We start from the raw sequence: 14,467 nt of genomic DNA, 5'->3' as shown, positions 1-14,467 counted from the left end.
GGCTTCGGCGGGCGGCAGCAGTGCCGCGAGCACGTCGACCGTGCGCGCGGTCGCGCCGCGGTGACGCGCAGCGAACGCCGCGCCGGCCGCACCCATCGCGATGCGCCGCGCGTTGTCGGCAAACAGCGCGTCGAGCACGTGCGCGAGATCAAGCGGATCCTCGACCTGCAGTGCCGCGCCGGCCGCGACCGCGTCGGCGGTCGCCTGCGTGAAGTTGAATACGTGCTTCCCGATCAGTACCGGCACGCCGACCGCGCACGCTTCGATCAGGTTCTGTCCGCCGAGCGGCAGCAGGCTGCCGCCGATGAACGCGATGTCGGCGGCCGCGTAATACGCGCCGAGCTCGCCCATCGAATCGCCGAGCAGCACCGTCACGTCGTCCGGCAGCGGCTCGGCGGCCGGATGGCCGGCTGCGAGTGCCGCCGCGTCGGCCGCCCATGCGGAGCGTCGCACGCACTTGAGCCCGTTGCGCCCGACGAGCGCCTCGACCTCGGCGAAACGTTGCGGATGACGCGGCACGAGCACCAGCAGCGCGCCGGGCGTACGCATCGCGGCGAACGCCTGCAGCACCAGCGCCTCCTCGTTCTCGCGCGTGCTCGCGGCGACCCACACCGGCCGCGCGCCGATCGCGTCGCGCCACGCATGGCCGCGCGCCGCCAGTTCCGGCGGCGTCGTCATGTCGAACTTCAGGTTGCCGAGCACGGTGACGTTGCGCGCGCCGAGCGACGTCAGCCGCTCCGCATCGGCCGGGCTCTGCGCGAGCACGCGCGAGAAGCCGCCGAACACGTCACGCGTCGCCGCGCCGAACTTCGCCGCGCGCCGGAACGAACGCGCGGACATCCGCGCATTGGTCAGCACCAGCGGCACGTCCGCGCGGCGGCACTCGTCGATCAGCGTGGGCCACACCTCGGTTTCCATCACGAGGCCGAGCGTCGGCCGCCACGCGCGCAGGAAGCGCCGCACCGCACCGGGCATGTCGTACGGCAGGTAACAGCGCAGCACGCGATCGCCGAAGATCTGTTCGCCGGTCGCGCGGCCGCTCGGCGTCATGTGGGTGAGCAGGATGCGCGCATCGGGACGCGCGCGCATCAGCGCGTCGATCAGCGGCTGCGCGGCGCGCGTCTCGCCGACCGACACCGCATGCACCCAGATCAGCGGCGCGCGGTCGTCGCGCGAGCGGCCCACCACGTGGCCGAAACGTTCGGCGATGTGCTCGCGATAGCCGCGCTCCTTGCGCGAGCGCACGTAGAGCCGGATGACCGCGGCCGGCGCGACGAGCCACCACAGCGCGCGATAGATCACCCGCAGCATGCAGCGGCCCTCGTGTTGCTTCGGAGAAGAGGCGCGCTCAAACCAGCGCCCTGCCCTTCAGGCGTTCGAGAATGCCGAGCGGCGCGCATTCGCGGCGAACCATCGCGTCGACCGGCAGGAAGAACGTCTGTTCGAGCATGAACTGGCCGGACATCACAGCGTGCGAAGTCTGATCCGAGAAACATATCCACACGCAACCCGGCGGAAACGGCATCGTCTCCTGCGGGCTGGTCTTCTGGTAGTCGAGATCGGCCTTCATGCTGTCGTGCAGGTTCAGCATCAGGTGGTCGTACGCGCTGCGCGGCGACTTCGTCACGTGCAGCAGGTTCAGCAACCACGCGGCGCCCGGCAGCTGCGGCTTGATGCGCGGCAGGAAGCGCTTCGCGACGTCCTCGAACGGTTCGCCGACGCGCCACACGCGCGGCACGCCGGCCGGGTTCACGTTCGTGAACACGCGCAGGATGCGCTCGCCGTAGTTGGGCCGCGACGGGAACGCGTCGACGTGCAGCCGGCTGTCGTCCTTGCGCCAGGATGTCTGGCGCGTCTCGACCTGCATCAGCCGCAGGCTCGTCGGCGCGACGCGCAGCTTGCCGCGGTATTCGGGAAACAGGCCGTCGACGAGCGTGCCGGCCTGCTGCTGGAAACGCGCGACGAGCGCGCGCACCGCCGACTGCGTGACGCTGTCGCCGAGCACGCCGGCGAGCGCGCCGCCGTTCGGCGCGAGGCTGATGTTCTTGCGTTTCGGGTCGGCGAGCGCCGGATCGAGCAGCGCTTCCTCGCCGCCTTCGATCGCGAAGCGCAGGTGCGGAAAATACAGCACCTTGCCTTCCTCGACGGCGGCCAGCAGCTGCTCGCGCGGCGCCGACAGGTTGTGTCCGCTCCAGTCGGCGGACGGGACCTCGATGATCTGGGATTCGCTCATGATCGGTTCGCTTGGGTTCGCGCGGGTTCGTGCGGGTTCGTGCGGGTTCGTGCGTATGGCGCGGGCGTTACAGGAGACCGAAGCCCGCGAGTGCCGACTTCACCTGCGCGATCGACGGGGGTTGCCCCGCCGTGCCGAGATTGACGACGTTCGGCGACCAGTAGCCGCCGGTCCGCCAGGCCGTCGCGAAATTGTACAGTTCGACCGTCGGACGCTTCAGCGCCGCCGCGATGTGAACCAGACCTGTATCAACCCCGACGGTGGCGGCCGCGCCGTCGATCAGGCCGACCACGGCCGGCAGCGACAGCTTCGGCGGCACGATCGCCGCCGCGCCGAATTCCTTCGCGAGCCGCTCGCTGGTCGCGCGCTCCGCGTCGTTGCCCCACGGCAGCACGAGCGACGCGCCGCGCCGCACGAGCGCCTGGCCGAGCTCGATCCACGCGGCGTCCGGCCACTGCTTGTCGGCACGCGACGTCGCGTGGACGAACACCACGTACGGCACCGGCAGGTTCAGGCCGAGCGCGGCCACCGCGAGCGCCGCCGCGCGCGTATCGAGGCCGAAGTCGACCGGATCGGCCGGCGTCGGCGCCGGGTCGCCCAGCGCGGCCGCGACGAGTTGCCGCGAGCGCTCGACGACGTGCGTGCGCGGCGCGATCGGCACACGCTTGCGGTAGAAGAAACGCACGGGCCACTCGTAGCCGGCGCCGTCGGTGCGGTTGCCGAGCCCGACGAGCGGGCCGCGCGCCCAGCTCGCGACCCAGGCCGTCTTGATGAGACCCTGGCAATCGATCACGAGGTCGTACTGCTCGGCCGCGAGGCGCTGGCGGAACGCGCGGATCTCGCGCCACGTGGCGCCCGAGAACGGCTTCTTGCGCCAGCGCCGCAACGAAAACGGCAGCACGTTGCGCACGCCGTCGACGAGCTTCACGAGATCGACGAAGCTTTCCTCGACGAGCCAGTCGATCTGCGCATCGGGATGGCGGCGCCGGATATCGGCGATCACCGGCATGTTGTGCACGACGTCGCCCAGCGACGACACGCGCACGATCAGGATCTTTTGCACGCTGAAAAAACGCCGGCTGGCAGCCGGCGACAGGCATAAAGACGCGATTTTATCGCGCCCGGGGGGCCGATCAGGCGAAAAACTGAGGTCGGACTGAATTAGTAGCAGTCAACCGGTTCACGAGCGGTTGATAGCCCAACGCACAGTGTTACGACGCGCGCTCAGTGTGGCGAATCAGACCTGCAGGCGGCCGGCGAGCCGCGACAGCGCGAAACAAGGCCTGCGTGACCAGATGTTTCGTCATCCGTTCGCTCATCGCGTAACCGACGATTTCACCGCGGTGCAGGTACCTCTGGCCGGCAGGACACAACCAACCCTTATCGATCGCGATAGAGGTGACGTCACCACACCAGACGTGATTGGGCATCGTCACCGAGACATCCTGGTTCAGCGGATTCGACTCGACAGGCAGGTCGTACTTCGCATTCGTCGTGGCCCGGAACCGGCGCTTCTGCTTGCGGCGCTATCCCGATTTTCTGCGCAGCCTCCTGACCCGGTGCAAGCCGATTCGCACGCCACGCTCCTCCTGATGTCGCCGCCGGCGCTCCGGCCTGAAACTTTCCCGGATTCGCGGGTGGACCGTGAGCACCTCCGCTTCCTTGGCGAGGTTCCTACATGGTGGCCGCTCATCGGTACGCCCAGCACTCGGCACATTGGCGGCACGGGGTAGTCTCGTCGCATTTGTTCAATCCGCACCTCACCTCGACGCCTTCGCGAAGTACGTCGCGAACCTTTTGAGGAGAGCGCGCTCCGTTCTGACCTCGACCAGCCAACGCCTAGCCTGTGCCAGCTCGGCCTCCATTTCTGTCAGTGGCTTCCGGTGTCGATCGACGACATCTTTCAGCTTGCCGGCCTTCGTCGCCCCCCGCCCCCGGTTTGCCAGCATCTTGATCTGACCCTCATCATCTCCTGCCCCGTTTCGCCGCTCCTCGCGCGGCAAGGATCCGCAGGGTTCCAGTCGATAGTTTTGTGTCATCCGCAAGTGATAAACTCCGCGAACCTTTCGTAATACATCGTAACGTTTTTAATACGTCGTAATATTAAAGGCGCTCACCGAGCCTGGTTCCTCGTCGCTCGATTCATCTAACCCTGTTTCTCTAACACTCGCGGTCACATGTTCGTAGTATTCGATAATGTTGCAAGCAGATTGCTGCTGGTCGGTTCGGTGCTCATTCTCGCGGCGTGCGGCCACGGTACCGACGAGGAACCACAAGGGACGCCCGCTCCGCCCGTCGCCATGCCGGTGCCCGCGCCAGGATCCGCCCCTGCGGATGTCCTCGTCTACGGTGCGACGCCGGGCGGTATATCCGCGGCACTGGAAGCCGCGAAACTGAAAAAGCGGGTCGTCATTCTGGAACCGACGAAACACGTCGGTGGCATGACGACGAGCGGGATCGGCGTGACAGACGCCTATCCCCAGGATCGTCTATGGGCAATGGGCGGTTTCGCGCATCGTTTCGTCGACGCGGTAAACACGCGCTACGGGAAGACCTGGACGATGGGCGGCATATTTCACGAGCCGCATGTCGCCGAGAGCATTCTGCTGCAGATGCTTGCCGACGCCCCGTCCGTTTCCGTCGAATACGGTGCCGAACTGGCGAGCGTTCAAACTAATAATCACGAGATCAAGGTCGTCCAGACGAGCAACGGACATAGTTACGCGGCGAAGATGTTCATCGATGCGAGCTACGAAGGCGATTTGCTCGAGAAGGCCGGCGTCGACCATACGCTCGGGCGCGAAGCGAAATCACAATATGGCGAACCCCTCGCCGGCGTTGGCCCCATTTCCATCAAGGACGGCGCGCGTGTGGATCCCTACGTTGTGCCAGGTCAACCGAACAGCGGATTGCTTCCGCATGTGGCGCCCAACAATCTCGGCGCACCGGGCACGGCAGACTCGGCCGTGCAGGCATATGGCTATCGGCTTTGCCTCACTGCGGATAAGGGAAACCAGATTCCCGTCGTCAAACCGGCCAACTACGATCCCAAGGAATTCGAACTGCTGGGGCGCGTCGCCCTGGCTCACCCGGAAATCGTCAAGACGTTCAACTACATCGCGAACGTTCCGATTCCCAACAACAAGTTCGACGTCAATAGCCTCGGCCTGCTCTCTACGGACGAGATCGAGGGAAGCGCGGAGTATGCCAATGCGAATGCGAACGGTCGTCGCCAAATCGAGGCGGAGCACAAGCGTTATACGCTGGCGCTCCTGACGTTTCTCGCGACGGATCCCCGCATTCCGCCAAACGTACGCGATGACGTTCGCTCGTGGGGATTCTGCAAGGACGAGTTCCAGGATAACGGCGGGTTCCCATGGCGCCTTTACGTACGGGAAAGTCGCCGGATGGTCGGTAGCTATGTGATGACACAGCACGATCTGTACACGGAAACCAGGATCCCGGATCCCATCGGTCTTGGTGCATTCCCAATCGATCAGCATACGGTCAATCGCATTGCGGTAGACGGACAGGTCGGTACCGAAGGTGCCATTTGGCAGCCGCTGCCGCGTCCGTACCCGATCTCGTATCGATCGATCGTCCCCAAGTACAGCGAGATCCGGAATTTGCTCGTGCCGGTTGCACTGTCCGCGTCGCACGTCGCGTATTCATCGATACGCGTCGAGCCGACATTCATGATTACCGGTCAGGCGGCTGGAGCCGCCGCAGCGCTCGCCATAGATTCGCGAAGCAGTGTTCAAAACATCGACTATGCAAAGCTGTCCGCGACACTGGTGAGCGAAGGCGCGGTGTTGGCGAACAGATAACGCCGACGGGACACCGACGGGACAGCATGGCTGCTTGTACTTTCTGAGGTTCCCGATGGAATTCTTGGTCGCCTTCACCGACTCAACCGAGAAAGTAGTCGACCCTGAACAATCCTTGAAGGCATATACAGCAAGGCTGCAAGGTCGAAACGATACGGGAGTTGCAGTGAACGGGCATATTGGCGCGTAAAACCTGCAACTCTTTACAAGGCGACTACAAGGACGTTGCCATCGACGGCAAACTCGATCGGAACCGGCTCAAGGGCGCGCTGGGTGACGCGATCCACGCAGTGCCGTGCGGCGCCAAGCACAACCTGCGGATGATCCTGCGCAAGCTGATCCACGATGGACGTCTTACGCTGCCCAGTTTCCGCCAGACACATTAAGTTCACCTGGTGCCTGATTGGCTCATGCTCGGTGCGCCGCCAGACACGACGCCACCTTTTGCGCGAACCACATTTCTGCAAGGGTCAACTATCTGCCTGTTCAAGTATTCGAGCGCCGCCGATAAAGCCACGGCCAAGGGGAGCGTGAACCAGAACAACGTCCAGCCAGTTGCCTTCGTAGAAAGAAGGAACTGGATGGCGAAGGCAGCCTGATAGTGGATGAGATAGATCGGGTAAGACAGGCCTCCGATATTTCGATCGATCCATCTGAAATAGCGCCCTTCCGTCGCGGACGCGATGAAGAAGAACGCCACCGCGAATCCCGCCAGATTCAGGTAGTAAGGGATTCCTGCAGCATCGAGCGGGAGGAAATGCAGCGCGCATATAAATCCTGCGTACAAGAGCGTAGCGGTAACCGAGGCATACGTAGTGACGGAAGCCCGACATGCCTTGACTGCGAAATAGAGGCATATTCCGATGCCGTACGGAAGTGCAGCCGCAGGTATCGCATATATCCGCTCGTTCACGTCATGAGCCATCGCAACATGGAACAACACGCCGACAAGCAGGCACAGCACGCCGGTTTTGATGTTGCGCGCAGCACCCAATGCGAGCACCACGTACATGGCAAATTCAACGGCTAGCGCCCATGCCGGCGGCACGACGTGCGATACGCTCGGCTTGCCGGGCAGGGGGAAATCCGGGCGCCAGTACCAGTTCGTGGCCAAGCAAGCCCACGATCGCAGCGAATCGGGCAGCAGAAAATTTCGGTGATATGCCTCCGCAAGCGTGGGCTCAAGGGCAATCAGCAAGACCGACATGCCAGCTGCAATCCAGTACATCGGATAGAGCCTCAGGAAGCGGTTCAGAAAGAATCGAAAGAATCCCGACGACCCGAACCCATAATTGCGATGGAGCGTTGCGGTCATCAGATAGCCACTGATCACGAAGAACGTCGACACAGCATAGGTTGCCGTGAGATCAGTCCATCGCCCAAGATGGGCGGCCATGACGATCAGCGCTAGAAAAGTGCGGAGTGCTCCGAGCATGTTGACGGGTCGAATCGGGAAGGGGCGCAATCGCATGTTGCGGGTTGCGCCAATTTTCTCACATCGCGAATCGCCTCTGGTTCGCTCGTAGTGCGCTGATCACAATCGGCCGCAGAACCGTTTCGGCATACCGTCTCGTTCGGTTGCGTGCTGGATCTCGAGACGTGGCCGTATCAAGGGGCCCGATCAGACACTGGCGAGCGGCGGGATGCTTACGCCGATTTTCTCCCCGCCGGACATTTGGTTTCGTAAATTAATTACGCCCAGCGAATCGCCTCGCTGCAAGCTTTAGCCTAAGGTCGAGGTTATATAACTTCCGTCGAATTTGATTCTTGACCAGCCGTAGGCCACCCTCTTTCCAGATTTTCTCGGACGGCAGGTTGAGATTGTGCGGCCTCCGGATTCGCTGGGCCGGCTTCTCGATGATCATGAACTGATCATCCCCCCGGTCGGACAATTCGTAGTTTGAGTTCCTCATGAACTCTTCAACCGGGCTGAAATCCCATAAATGCCATACAAACTCGGCGTTATGTTCAACGACCTCAAATCCGGCATATTCAACGATCTGACGCATTTCGTGTTTCGTGAATTCACGGAAGTGCCAGTCATACATCAATGGCGCTTGTTGCATCATCGCCCGCTGAATTGCCCATAGGCTGGTCGCATTTGGAGTTGAGATCAGCGCACGCCCCCCAACTCGAAGAACCCTGTAGACCTCATCGAGGAAAAAGAATATTCCGTTCAGCGTCGTAGCCTGCCGATAAGAAATGTCCGAAATATGCTCGATGACTTCGGTACAGATTACGTTGTCGACTGAATTATCGGCAAAAGGAAGCGGATCATATCGCAGATCGCTTTTGGTACCGCGGACGGTTGAGCCTGGAAAGAACGACCATATCACTTTGGAGCTCAAGTATTCGAGGCTACCGATTTCGACACAATACCCTCGGTGAAGCTCGAACGCTTTCATGTATTCGACCGTCAGCGCGAAACGCCTCGTATCGAAATGAAGACCTCCGCCGCCGACGCCAAGACGTCGGCCCTCCTCGTCGACGCGCCTCGTCGCTTCGGTGATTGTCTCCTGATTTATATATGGCGAATCAAACCTCATTCCTGCGGCAATGGTTTCCATATGTCAATGCTCTGTTGACAGCTGGTGGGAATGTTCGGTCAGGACATTGTATAGCATCCTCCGCTATTTCCGGATTGCACCAACCAACGGAGTGATGACAGGGCGCAAACCCGTCTCTGCGTTAGCCGCCTTATCGGCATATTCCACGGATGAGTCAGATATTCGGAATAGCCATGAACGCCAGCCCGAGAGCCTTTAGGCTCGTCGAATACACAGATTTTCCCGTATTTGCGCGCTATCTGGCCCGCTTGGATTCTGGATCCGATATGAACCTATATAAATGAAGCCGATGATTTGGGTGTGCATCCGACAGGCGAAGCTGCACTCGACTACCCAATGTCTGGGCAGCAACACGAAACGCGAAACTGTCCGGGATCATTGCACTGGGTTGAGCTTTGCATTCATCGCACACGCGCAGCTGTTCTCGCCGGTCACGCACCATCTGAAGCAAGGTTCGTAACACGCTCCGGCGTGAGCTGACGTTCGCCGACACCGAGCAAGCAGCCAAGGCCGCATGCAACCCGGTGCCACCGGCGCAGCGTTCGCAGCAAGCTGCAAGACAAGATGGTCAACCACAACGCCCGTCCACCGCTTCTCCACGCTGATGGCTGAGCTGGGCGGCAGCGTGCGCCACATCTGTCGCCCCCCGAACCGGGCGCCGACCTTCGACATTGCCACCACGCCCAACGCAACGCACTCGATCTGATCAGGCAGGCCTGGCCGTAGACAGAAACCGGGGCCTCAAAATCACATCGAATGCTTGCGGCACAAGGACAAACCCGCCCCGTTGCGACTGGAATTGCAGTCTAGCCGCACACAGTGCGAAAAGCGGCCTCACGCGATGCGCGCGCGCCGCTTTTCGGACCCAGCCCTGGGGGCGTTTAGCACCAGTGGCGGCCGCGCCGCCACCGGCACTCAGAACGGCAGCTTGACGTCCGGCTTCGCGGCCGTCAGCACGCGGCGGAAGTCTTCCTGGATGCGCTCGAGCCCTTCCTGCGTCTCGGCCTCGAAACGCATCACGACGACCGGCGTCGTGTTCGACGAACGCGCGAGGCCGAAGCCGTCCGGGTACTCGACACGCAGGCCGTCGATCGTCACGACTTCCTCGGCGCCGTCGAACTTCGCCTCCTTCTGCAGCTTGTCGATCAGGCGGAAGTTCTCGCCTTCGTCGAGCCAGAGCTGCAGCTCGGGCGTGCTCATCGCGTCCGGCAGGCTGTTGAGCAGCGCGCTCGGGTCGGCCGTCTTCGCGAGGATCTCGAGCAGGCGTGCGCCCGTGTAGAGGCCGTCGTCGAAGCCGTACCAGCGATCCTTGAAGAACACGTGGCCGCTCATTTCACCGGCGAGCGGCGCACCCGTCTCGCGCAGCTTCGCCTTCACGAGCGAGTGACCCGTCTTCCACATCAGCGGCTCGCCGCCCTTCGCTTTCACCCATTGCGCGAGGTGGCGCGTGCACTTCACGTCATAGATGATCTGCGCGCCCGGGTTGCGCGACAGCACTTCTTCCGCGAACAGCATCAGCTGGCGGTCCGGATAGATGATCTGGCCGTCCTTCGTGACGACGCCCAGGCGATCGCCGTCGCCGTCGAACGCGAAGCCGATCTCGGCGTCGGTGTCCTTGAGCGCCTGGATCACGTCCTGCAGGTTTTCCGGGTGGGCGGGATCGGGGTGGTGGTTCGGGAACGTGCCGTCGATGTCGGTGAAGCGCTCGACGAGCTCGCAGCCGAGCGCCTTGAACAGGCGCGTCGCGAGCGGGCCGGCCACGCCGTTGCCGGCGTCGACGACGAGCTTCATCGGACGGGCCGGCTTGATGTCGCCGACGATGCGCGCGATGTATTGGTCGGCCACGTCGAACTGTTCGTACGAGCCGCTGCCCGTTTCGAAGCGCTCGTCGACGATGCGGCGGTACAGCGCCTGGATCTGCTCGCCGTAGATCGCGGCGCCGCGCAGCACCATCTTGAAGCCGTTGTAGTCGGGCGGGTTGTGGCTGCCCGTGACGACGATGCACGAATCGACGCGGCGCTCGCCGTCCTTCAGCGCGAGCGGCACGTTCGCCGCGAAATAGCCGACCGGCGTGGGCACCATGCCGACGTCGACGACGTCGACGCCCGCCGCACGCAGGCCGTCGGCAAGCGCGCCGACGAGCTCCGGCCCTGACAGGCGGCCGTCGCGCGCGACGACGACCGCATCGCCGCCCTGCGCGCGCACTTCGCTGCCGAATGCCCGGCCGATCCCGCGCGCCGTGTCGGTGTCGAGCGTCTTGCCGACCACGCCACGAATGTCATATGCCTTGAAGATGGATTGGGAGATCATCGATTCACTTCTCTCAGTTGCGTGCATGGAAAATTGTCTGGCTTGCCTGGCCGCCGCTCGCCGGTGCCGCGCATGATACATGCCCGCCCGGCGAGGAGCGCACCCGCTGGCGCAGAACGGCGGAAGCCACCCCGATCCCACTTATAATCGCGGGTTTTGATGACGCGCATGCCGCCCATTTTAATGCCTAGCCGTCCCGCCGCCGCCGACCTGCAGCCTTCGGGCGCCCTGCCGGCCCCCTTGCCCGCACGCCGCCACAGCGCATGCTGAAGCGCTTCGGCAACCCGGACGTCGCGAAGGCCGTCGCGAATCTCGTCTGGCTGGGGCTCGAACGGCTCACGCAGATCGGCGTCGCGATCGCGATCAGCGGCCTGCTGGCCCGTTATTTCGGGCCGGATGTGTTCGGCAAATGGCAGTATGCGAATACGCTCCTCCTGGTACTGGCGCCGCTCACCTGGGTGTGCGGCGCGGAAATCCTCGTCCCGACCATCGTCCAGCGCCCGCCCGCCCAGCTCGGCGCGGTACTCGGCAGCGCATTCGCGCTGCGCATCGCCGTCTCCGCCGCCGCGCTCGTCGCGACCTGGATCGCGATCGCCGCGGGCGCCTTCGATCCGCTGGTCGGCGCGATGCTCGCAGGCCTGGCGGTCACGATGGTGTTCCGCGAGCCGTTCGTCGGCGTCATCAACGCGTGGCTGCAGAGCATGACCTACAGCAAGCCGCAGCTCGTCACCAGCATGGTCACCGCGCTGGCGAAGGCGCTGCTCGTCTGGCTGCTCGTCCGTGCGGCCGCGGGCCCTGCCCGCTTCGCATGGCTGTGGGCGCTCGAGGCCGCCGCCATCGGTTTCGCGCTGATGCTGTACTACCGGCATCGTAACGACGGCTCGCTCGGCTGGACGTTCGACAAGCCGCTGTTCAGGCACTTTGCGACGGCCGGCACCGTGTTCTGGCTCGGCCTCATCTGCATGTACCTGTTCCTGAAGCTCGACCGCCTGATGCTCGAGCGTCACGTGTCGTTCGCCGATCTCGGCCGCTACTCGGCCGCGCAGCAGCTCAACGAGAACTGGATCACGCTCGCGCTGATGCTCGCGCAGACGATCGCGCCCGCCTTCGTCTATCGCGTGCAGGACGTCGCGCGGCTGCGCCGCAACATCGTCCGACTGATCGCGATGACGGCCTGCCTGATGACGGCCGGCGCGCTCGTGCTCGACGCCGCCGCCCCGCTGATCGTCGGCAAGGTGTTCGGCCGCGGCTACGAGGCGTCGGTCGACATCTTCCGTTGGGCGGTCTGGCTGTCGGTGCCGGCCGGCATCGAGGCGATAGGCAATCTTATCGTTCTCAAATATCAAGCAAAATTCGTGTTGCTGTCGAAATGGCTGCTCGCGCTCGCGATCGCCGCGTTCGTCAACCTGTTCGCGATCCCGCGGCTCGGCCTGTACGGCGCGCTCGTCGGGCTGGCGGCCGGCTATCTGGCCGCCGCCGCCGTCAACTTTTATTACATCCGTTTCAAGCTGCGACCATGACGTCCCCTGATTGCCCGACCCCGCTCGACGACGTGGCCGTGCTGATGCCGGCCTACAACGGGCACGACGACGTCGTTCGGACCCTCGCATCGTTTCGCGAGGACACGCCCGTGCACGTGCTGGTCGTCGATGACGGCAGCACGCCGCCGATCGTCGCGCCCGACCTGCCCGGCCTCACGATCGACGTGCTGCGCATGCCGGAGAACGGCGGCATCGAACGCGCGCTCGCGGCCGGCATCGACGCGCTCGCCGCACGCGGCTTCCGCTTCGCGGCGCGCATCGACGCAGGCGATCTCGCTGCGCCACAGCGCCTCGCGAAGGAGCGCGCGTATCTCGGCGCCCACCCGCGCGTGGCCTGCGTCGGCATGTGGACGCAGGTCGTGTCGCGCGCCGGCGAACCGCGCTTCATGCTGACGCCGCCCGCCGATCCGCGCACGCTGCGCCGCACGCGCTTTCTGCGCTCGCCGCTCGTGCATCCGTCGGTCATGCTGCGCATCGACGCCGTGCGCGAAGTGGGGAACTATCGTGCGAAATACCGTGCGGCCGAGGATCTCGATCTTTTTTTGCGGTTAATGCAACGCTACGATTGCGCGAACCTGCCGGAACTCGGCCTCTATTACGAACTGAACGAGGGCGGGATCAGTGCGACCAAGCGCCGGCGCCAGCTGGTGTCGACGCTCACGCTGCTGTTGAGCCACTTCAACGCGCTGAACCCGTACGACTGGGCCGGCCTCGCCAAGAACCTGCTGCATTTCGTGACGCCGTACCGTACGTTGCAGCGGATCAAGCAGACGCTGTTCGCCGCTCGGCCGTCCGCCTGACGCGCAGCCGGCGTTTTCGGCCATTTCGACGCTTTATTTTTTCTTTTTTTCATGTCCGCCACCTCCCCGCTGCGCATCGCGCTCGTCTGCAACACGGCCTGGGCGATCTACACGTATCGCCACGGGCTGATCCGCGCACTCGTCGCGCGCGGCGCCGACGTCATCGTGATCGCACCGCACGACCGCACGGTGCCCCTGCTCGAGCAGATGGGCTGCCGCTACGTGGCGCTCGCGGTCGCGTCGAAAGGCACGAGCCCGCGCGAAGACCTCGGCACGCTTGCCGCACTGTTCCGTCATTACCGCGCGCTGCAGCCCGATCTCGTGTTTCACTACACGATCAAGCCGAACATCTACGGCTCGGTCGCCGCGTGGCTCGCGCGCGTGCCGTCGATCGCGGTGACGACCGGGCTCGGTTACGTCTTCATCCAGAAGAGCCGCGCGGCGAGCGTCGCGAAACGCCTGTACCGGTTCGCGTTCCGCTTCCCGCGTGAAGTGTGGTTCCTGAACCGCGACGATCTCGCCACCTTCACCGACGAGCAGTTGCTCGCGCATCCCGATCGCGCGCGGCTGCTGCACGGCGAAGGCGTCGATCTCGAACAGTTCGCGCCGGTGCCGCTGCCGGCCGGCAGCGCGCCCGTCTTCATCCTGATCGGCCGCCTGCTGTGGGACAAGGGCGTGCGCGAATACGTGGAGGCCGCGCGCGTCGTGCGCGAGCGCTTCCCGAACGCGCGCTTCCAGCTGCTCGGGCCGCTCGGCGTCGACAATCCGAGCGCGATCGGCCGCGCGGATGTCGATGCGTGGGTCGGCGAAGGCGTCGTCGAGTATCTCGGCGAAGCGCACGACGTGCGCCCCCATATCGCGGCGGCCGACTGCGTCGTGCTGCCGTCGTACCGCGAAGGCGTGCCGCGCACGCTGATGGAAGCATCGGCGATGGGGCGCCCGATCGTCGCGACCGACGTGCCGGGCTGCCGCGACGTCGTCGCCGACGGCGACACGGGCTTCCTGTGCCGCGCACGCGACAGCGCGAGCCTCGCGGAGCAGCTGCTCCGCATGATCGAACTCGGAACGGCCGGACGCGACGCGATGGGCGCGCGCGGCCGGCAGAAGGTCGTGGCGGAATTCGACGAACAGCAGGTCGTCGAACGCTACCGGCGAACCATCCATTCGCTAACCGGCATCACCCTCTGAA

11 protein-coding genes and 1 pseudogene are annotated in these 14,467 nt (G+C 64.1%); 5 read left to right on the top strand and 7 right to left on the bottom strand.

The genetic code is table 11. The features are described from left to right. The 4 genes and pseudogenes from waaA to DPV74_RS14115 form a co-directional block, all read right to left on the bottom strand. A partial coding sequence (gene waaA, locus DPV74_RS14130; RefSeq protein WP_119337417.1) for a lipid IV(A) 3-deoxy-D-manno-octulosonic acid transferase occupies window positions 1-1,311 on the bottom strand: 1,311 nt, incomplete at its 3' end. Between the two features lie 37 nt (window positions 1,312-1,348). Next, window positions 1,349-2,233 carry a Kdo hydroxylase family protein gene (locus tag DPV74_RS14125; protein WP_021161704.1) on the bottom strand — a complete coding sequence of 295 codons (885 nt, stop codon included), beginning with the start codon at window positions 2,231-2,233 and terminating at the stop codon, window positions 1,349-1,351. A 67-nt stretch (window positions 2,234-2,300) separates the two neighbouring features. After that, window positions 2,301-3,296 carry a lipopolysaccharide heptosyltransferase I gene (waaC, locus tag DPV74_RS14120; protein ID WP_021161705.1) on the bottom strand — a complete coding sequence of 332 codons (996 nt, stop codon included), beginning with the start codon at window positions 3,294-3,296 and terminating at the stop codon, window positions 2,301-2,303. Window positions 3,297-3,447: 151 nt separating this feature from the next. Continuing rightward, window positions 3,448-4,188 (bottom strand): annotated as a pseudogene (locus tag DPV74_RS14115) (DDE-type integrase/transposase/recombinase); the annotation flags it as partial. A 222-nt stretch (window positions 4,189-4,410) separates the two neighbouring features. Between DPV74_RS14115 and DPV74_RS14110 the strand changes: the two are divergent. Both DPV74_RS14110 and DPV74_RS14105 read left to right on the top strand, forming a co-directional pair. After that, window positions 4,411-6,060, top strand: a complete 1,650-nt coding sequence (locus DPV74_RS14110; protein ID WP_119337416.1) for an FAD-dependent oxidoreductase — start codon at window positions 4,411-4,413, stop codon at window positions 6,058-6,060. Between the two features lie 179 nt (window positions 6,061-6,239). After that, on the top strand, window positions 6,240-6,446 hold the full coding sequence (locus tag DPV74_RS14105; protein ID WP_081066146.1) for a hypothetical protein: 207 nt from the start codon (window positions 6,240-6,242) through the stop codon (window positions 6,444-6,446). Between the two features lie 2 nt (window positions 6,447-6,448). On the opposite strand, the gene DPV74_RS14100 is transcribed toward DPV74_RS14105, so the two are convergent. From DPV74_RS14100 to DPV74_RS14090, 3 genes are all read right to left on the bottom strand, one after another. Further along, entirely contained in the window at window positions 6,449-7,495 is a 1,047-nt protein-coding gene (locus DPV74_RS14100; protein ID WP_162923033.1) for an acyltransferase, read from the bottom strand. Window positions 7,496-7,748: 253 nt separating this feature from the next. Next, complete coding sequence (locus DPV74_RS14095; protein ID WP_119337414.1) at window positions 7,749-8,627, bottom strand: class I SAM-dependent methyltransferase; 879 nt, start codon at window positions 8,625-8,627, stop codon at window positions 7,749-7,751. A 915-nt stretch (window positions 8,628-9,542) separates the two neighbouring features. After that, window positions 9,543-10,937 (bottom strand): phosphomannomutase/phosphoglucomutase, encoded by a 1,395-nt coding sequence (locus DPV74_RS14090; RefSeq protein WP_021161706.1) that lies wholly within the window; start codon window positions 10,935-10,937, stop codon window positions 9,543-9,545. Between the two features lie 263 nt (window positions 10,938-11,200). On the opposite strand from DPV74_RS14090, the gene DPV74_RS14085 reads away from it, so the two are divergent. The 3 genes from DPV74_RS14085 to DPV74_RS14075 are packed head-to-tail and all read left to right on the top strand — an operon-like array spanning window position 11,201 to window position 14,466. Further along, window positions 11,201-12,457 (top strand): lipopolysaccharide biosynthesis protein, encoded by a 1,257-nt coding sequence (locus DPV74_RS14085; protein WP_119337413.1) that lies wholly within the window; start codon window positions 11,201-11,203, stop codon window positions 12,455-12,457. After that, complete coding sequence (locus tag DPV74_RS14080; RefSeq protein WP_027788176.1) at window positions 12,454-13,278, top strand: glycosyltransferase; 825 nt, start codon at window positions 12,454-12,456, stop codon at window positions 13,276-13,278. The genes DPV74_RS14085 and DPV74_RS14080 overlap by 4 nt, the downstream gene beginning before the upstream one ends. A 51-nt stretch (window positions 13,279-13,329) precedes the next feature. Next, the gene (locus DPV74_RS14075; protein ID WP_059695949.1) at window positions 13,330-14,466 is read left to right on the top strand and encodes a glycosyltransferase family 4 protein; all 1,137 of its coding nucleotides are present in this window, start codon (window positions 13,330-13,332) and stop codon (window positions 14,464-14,466) included. Window position 14,467 lies beyond the last annotated feature (1 nt).

Source organism: Burkholderia sp. HAN2018 (assembly GCF_024704855.1).
GTDB lineage: Bacteria > Pseudomonadota > Gammaproteobacteria > Burkholderiales > Burkholderiaceae > Burkholderia > Burkholderia cepacia.
The sequence above is the reverse complement of the archived record's forward strand: the minus strand, read 5'-3'. Positions and strand labels throughout refer to the sequence as shown.

Bases quoted from the DNA above. Each gene is read 5' to 3' on its own strand.
- DPV74_RS14110 (WP_119337416.1), top strand. From the start codon at position 4,411: ATGTTCGTAGTATTCGATAATGTTGCAAGCAGATTGCTGCTGGTCGGT.
- DPV74_RS14095 (WP_119337414.1), bottom strand. From the start codon at position 8,627: ATGGAAACCATTGCCGCAGGAATGAGGTTTGATTCGCCATATATAAAT.
- DPV74_RS14085 (WP_119337413.1), top strand. From the start codon at position 11,201: ATGCTGAAGCGCTTCGGCAACCCGGACGTCGCGAAGGCCGTCGCGAAT.
- DPV74_RS14080 (WP_027788176.1), top strand. From the start codon at position 12,454: ATGACGTCCCCTGATTGCCCGACCCCGCTCGACGACGTGGCCGTGCTG.
- DPV74_RS14125 (WP_021161704.1), bottom strand. From the start codon at position 2,233: ATGAGCGAATCCCAGATCATCGAGGTCCCGTCCGCCGACTGGAGCGGA.
- DPV74_RS14090 (WP_021161706.1), bottom strand. From the start codon at position 10,937: ATGATCTCCCAATCCATCTTCAAGGCATATGACATTCGTGGCGTGGTC.
- DPV74_RS14100 (WP_162923033.1), bottom strand. From the start codon at position 7,495: ATGCTCGGAGCACTCCGCACTTTTCTAGCGCTGATCGTCATGGCCGCC.
- DPV74_RS14075 (WP_059695949.1), top strand. From the start codon at position 13,330: ATGTCCGCCACCTCCCCGCTGCGCATCGCGCTCGTCTGCAACACGGCC.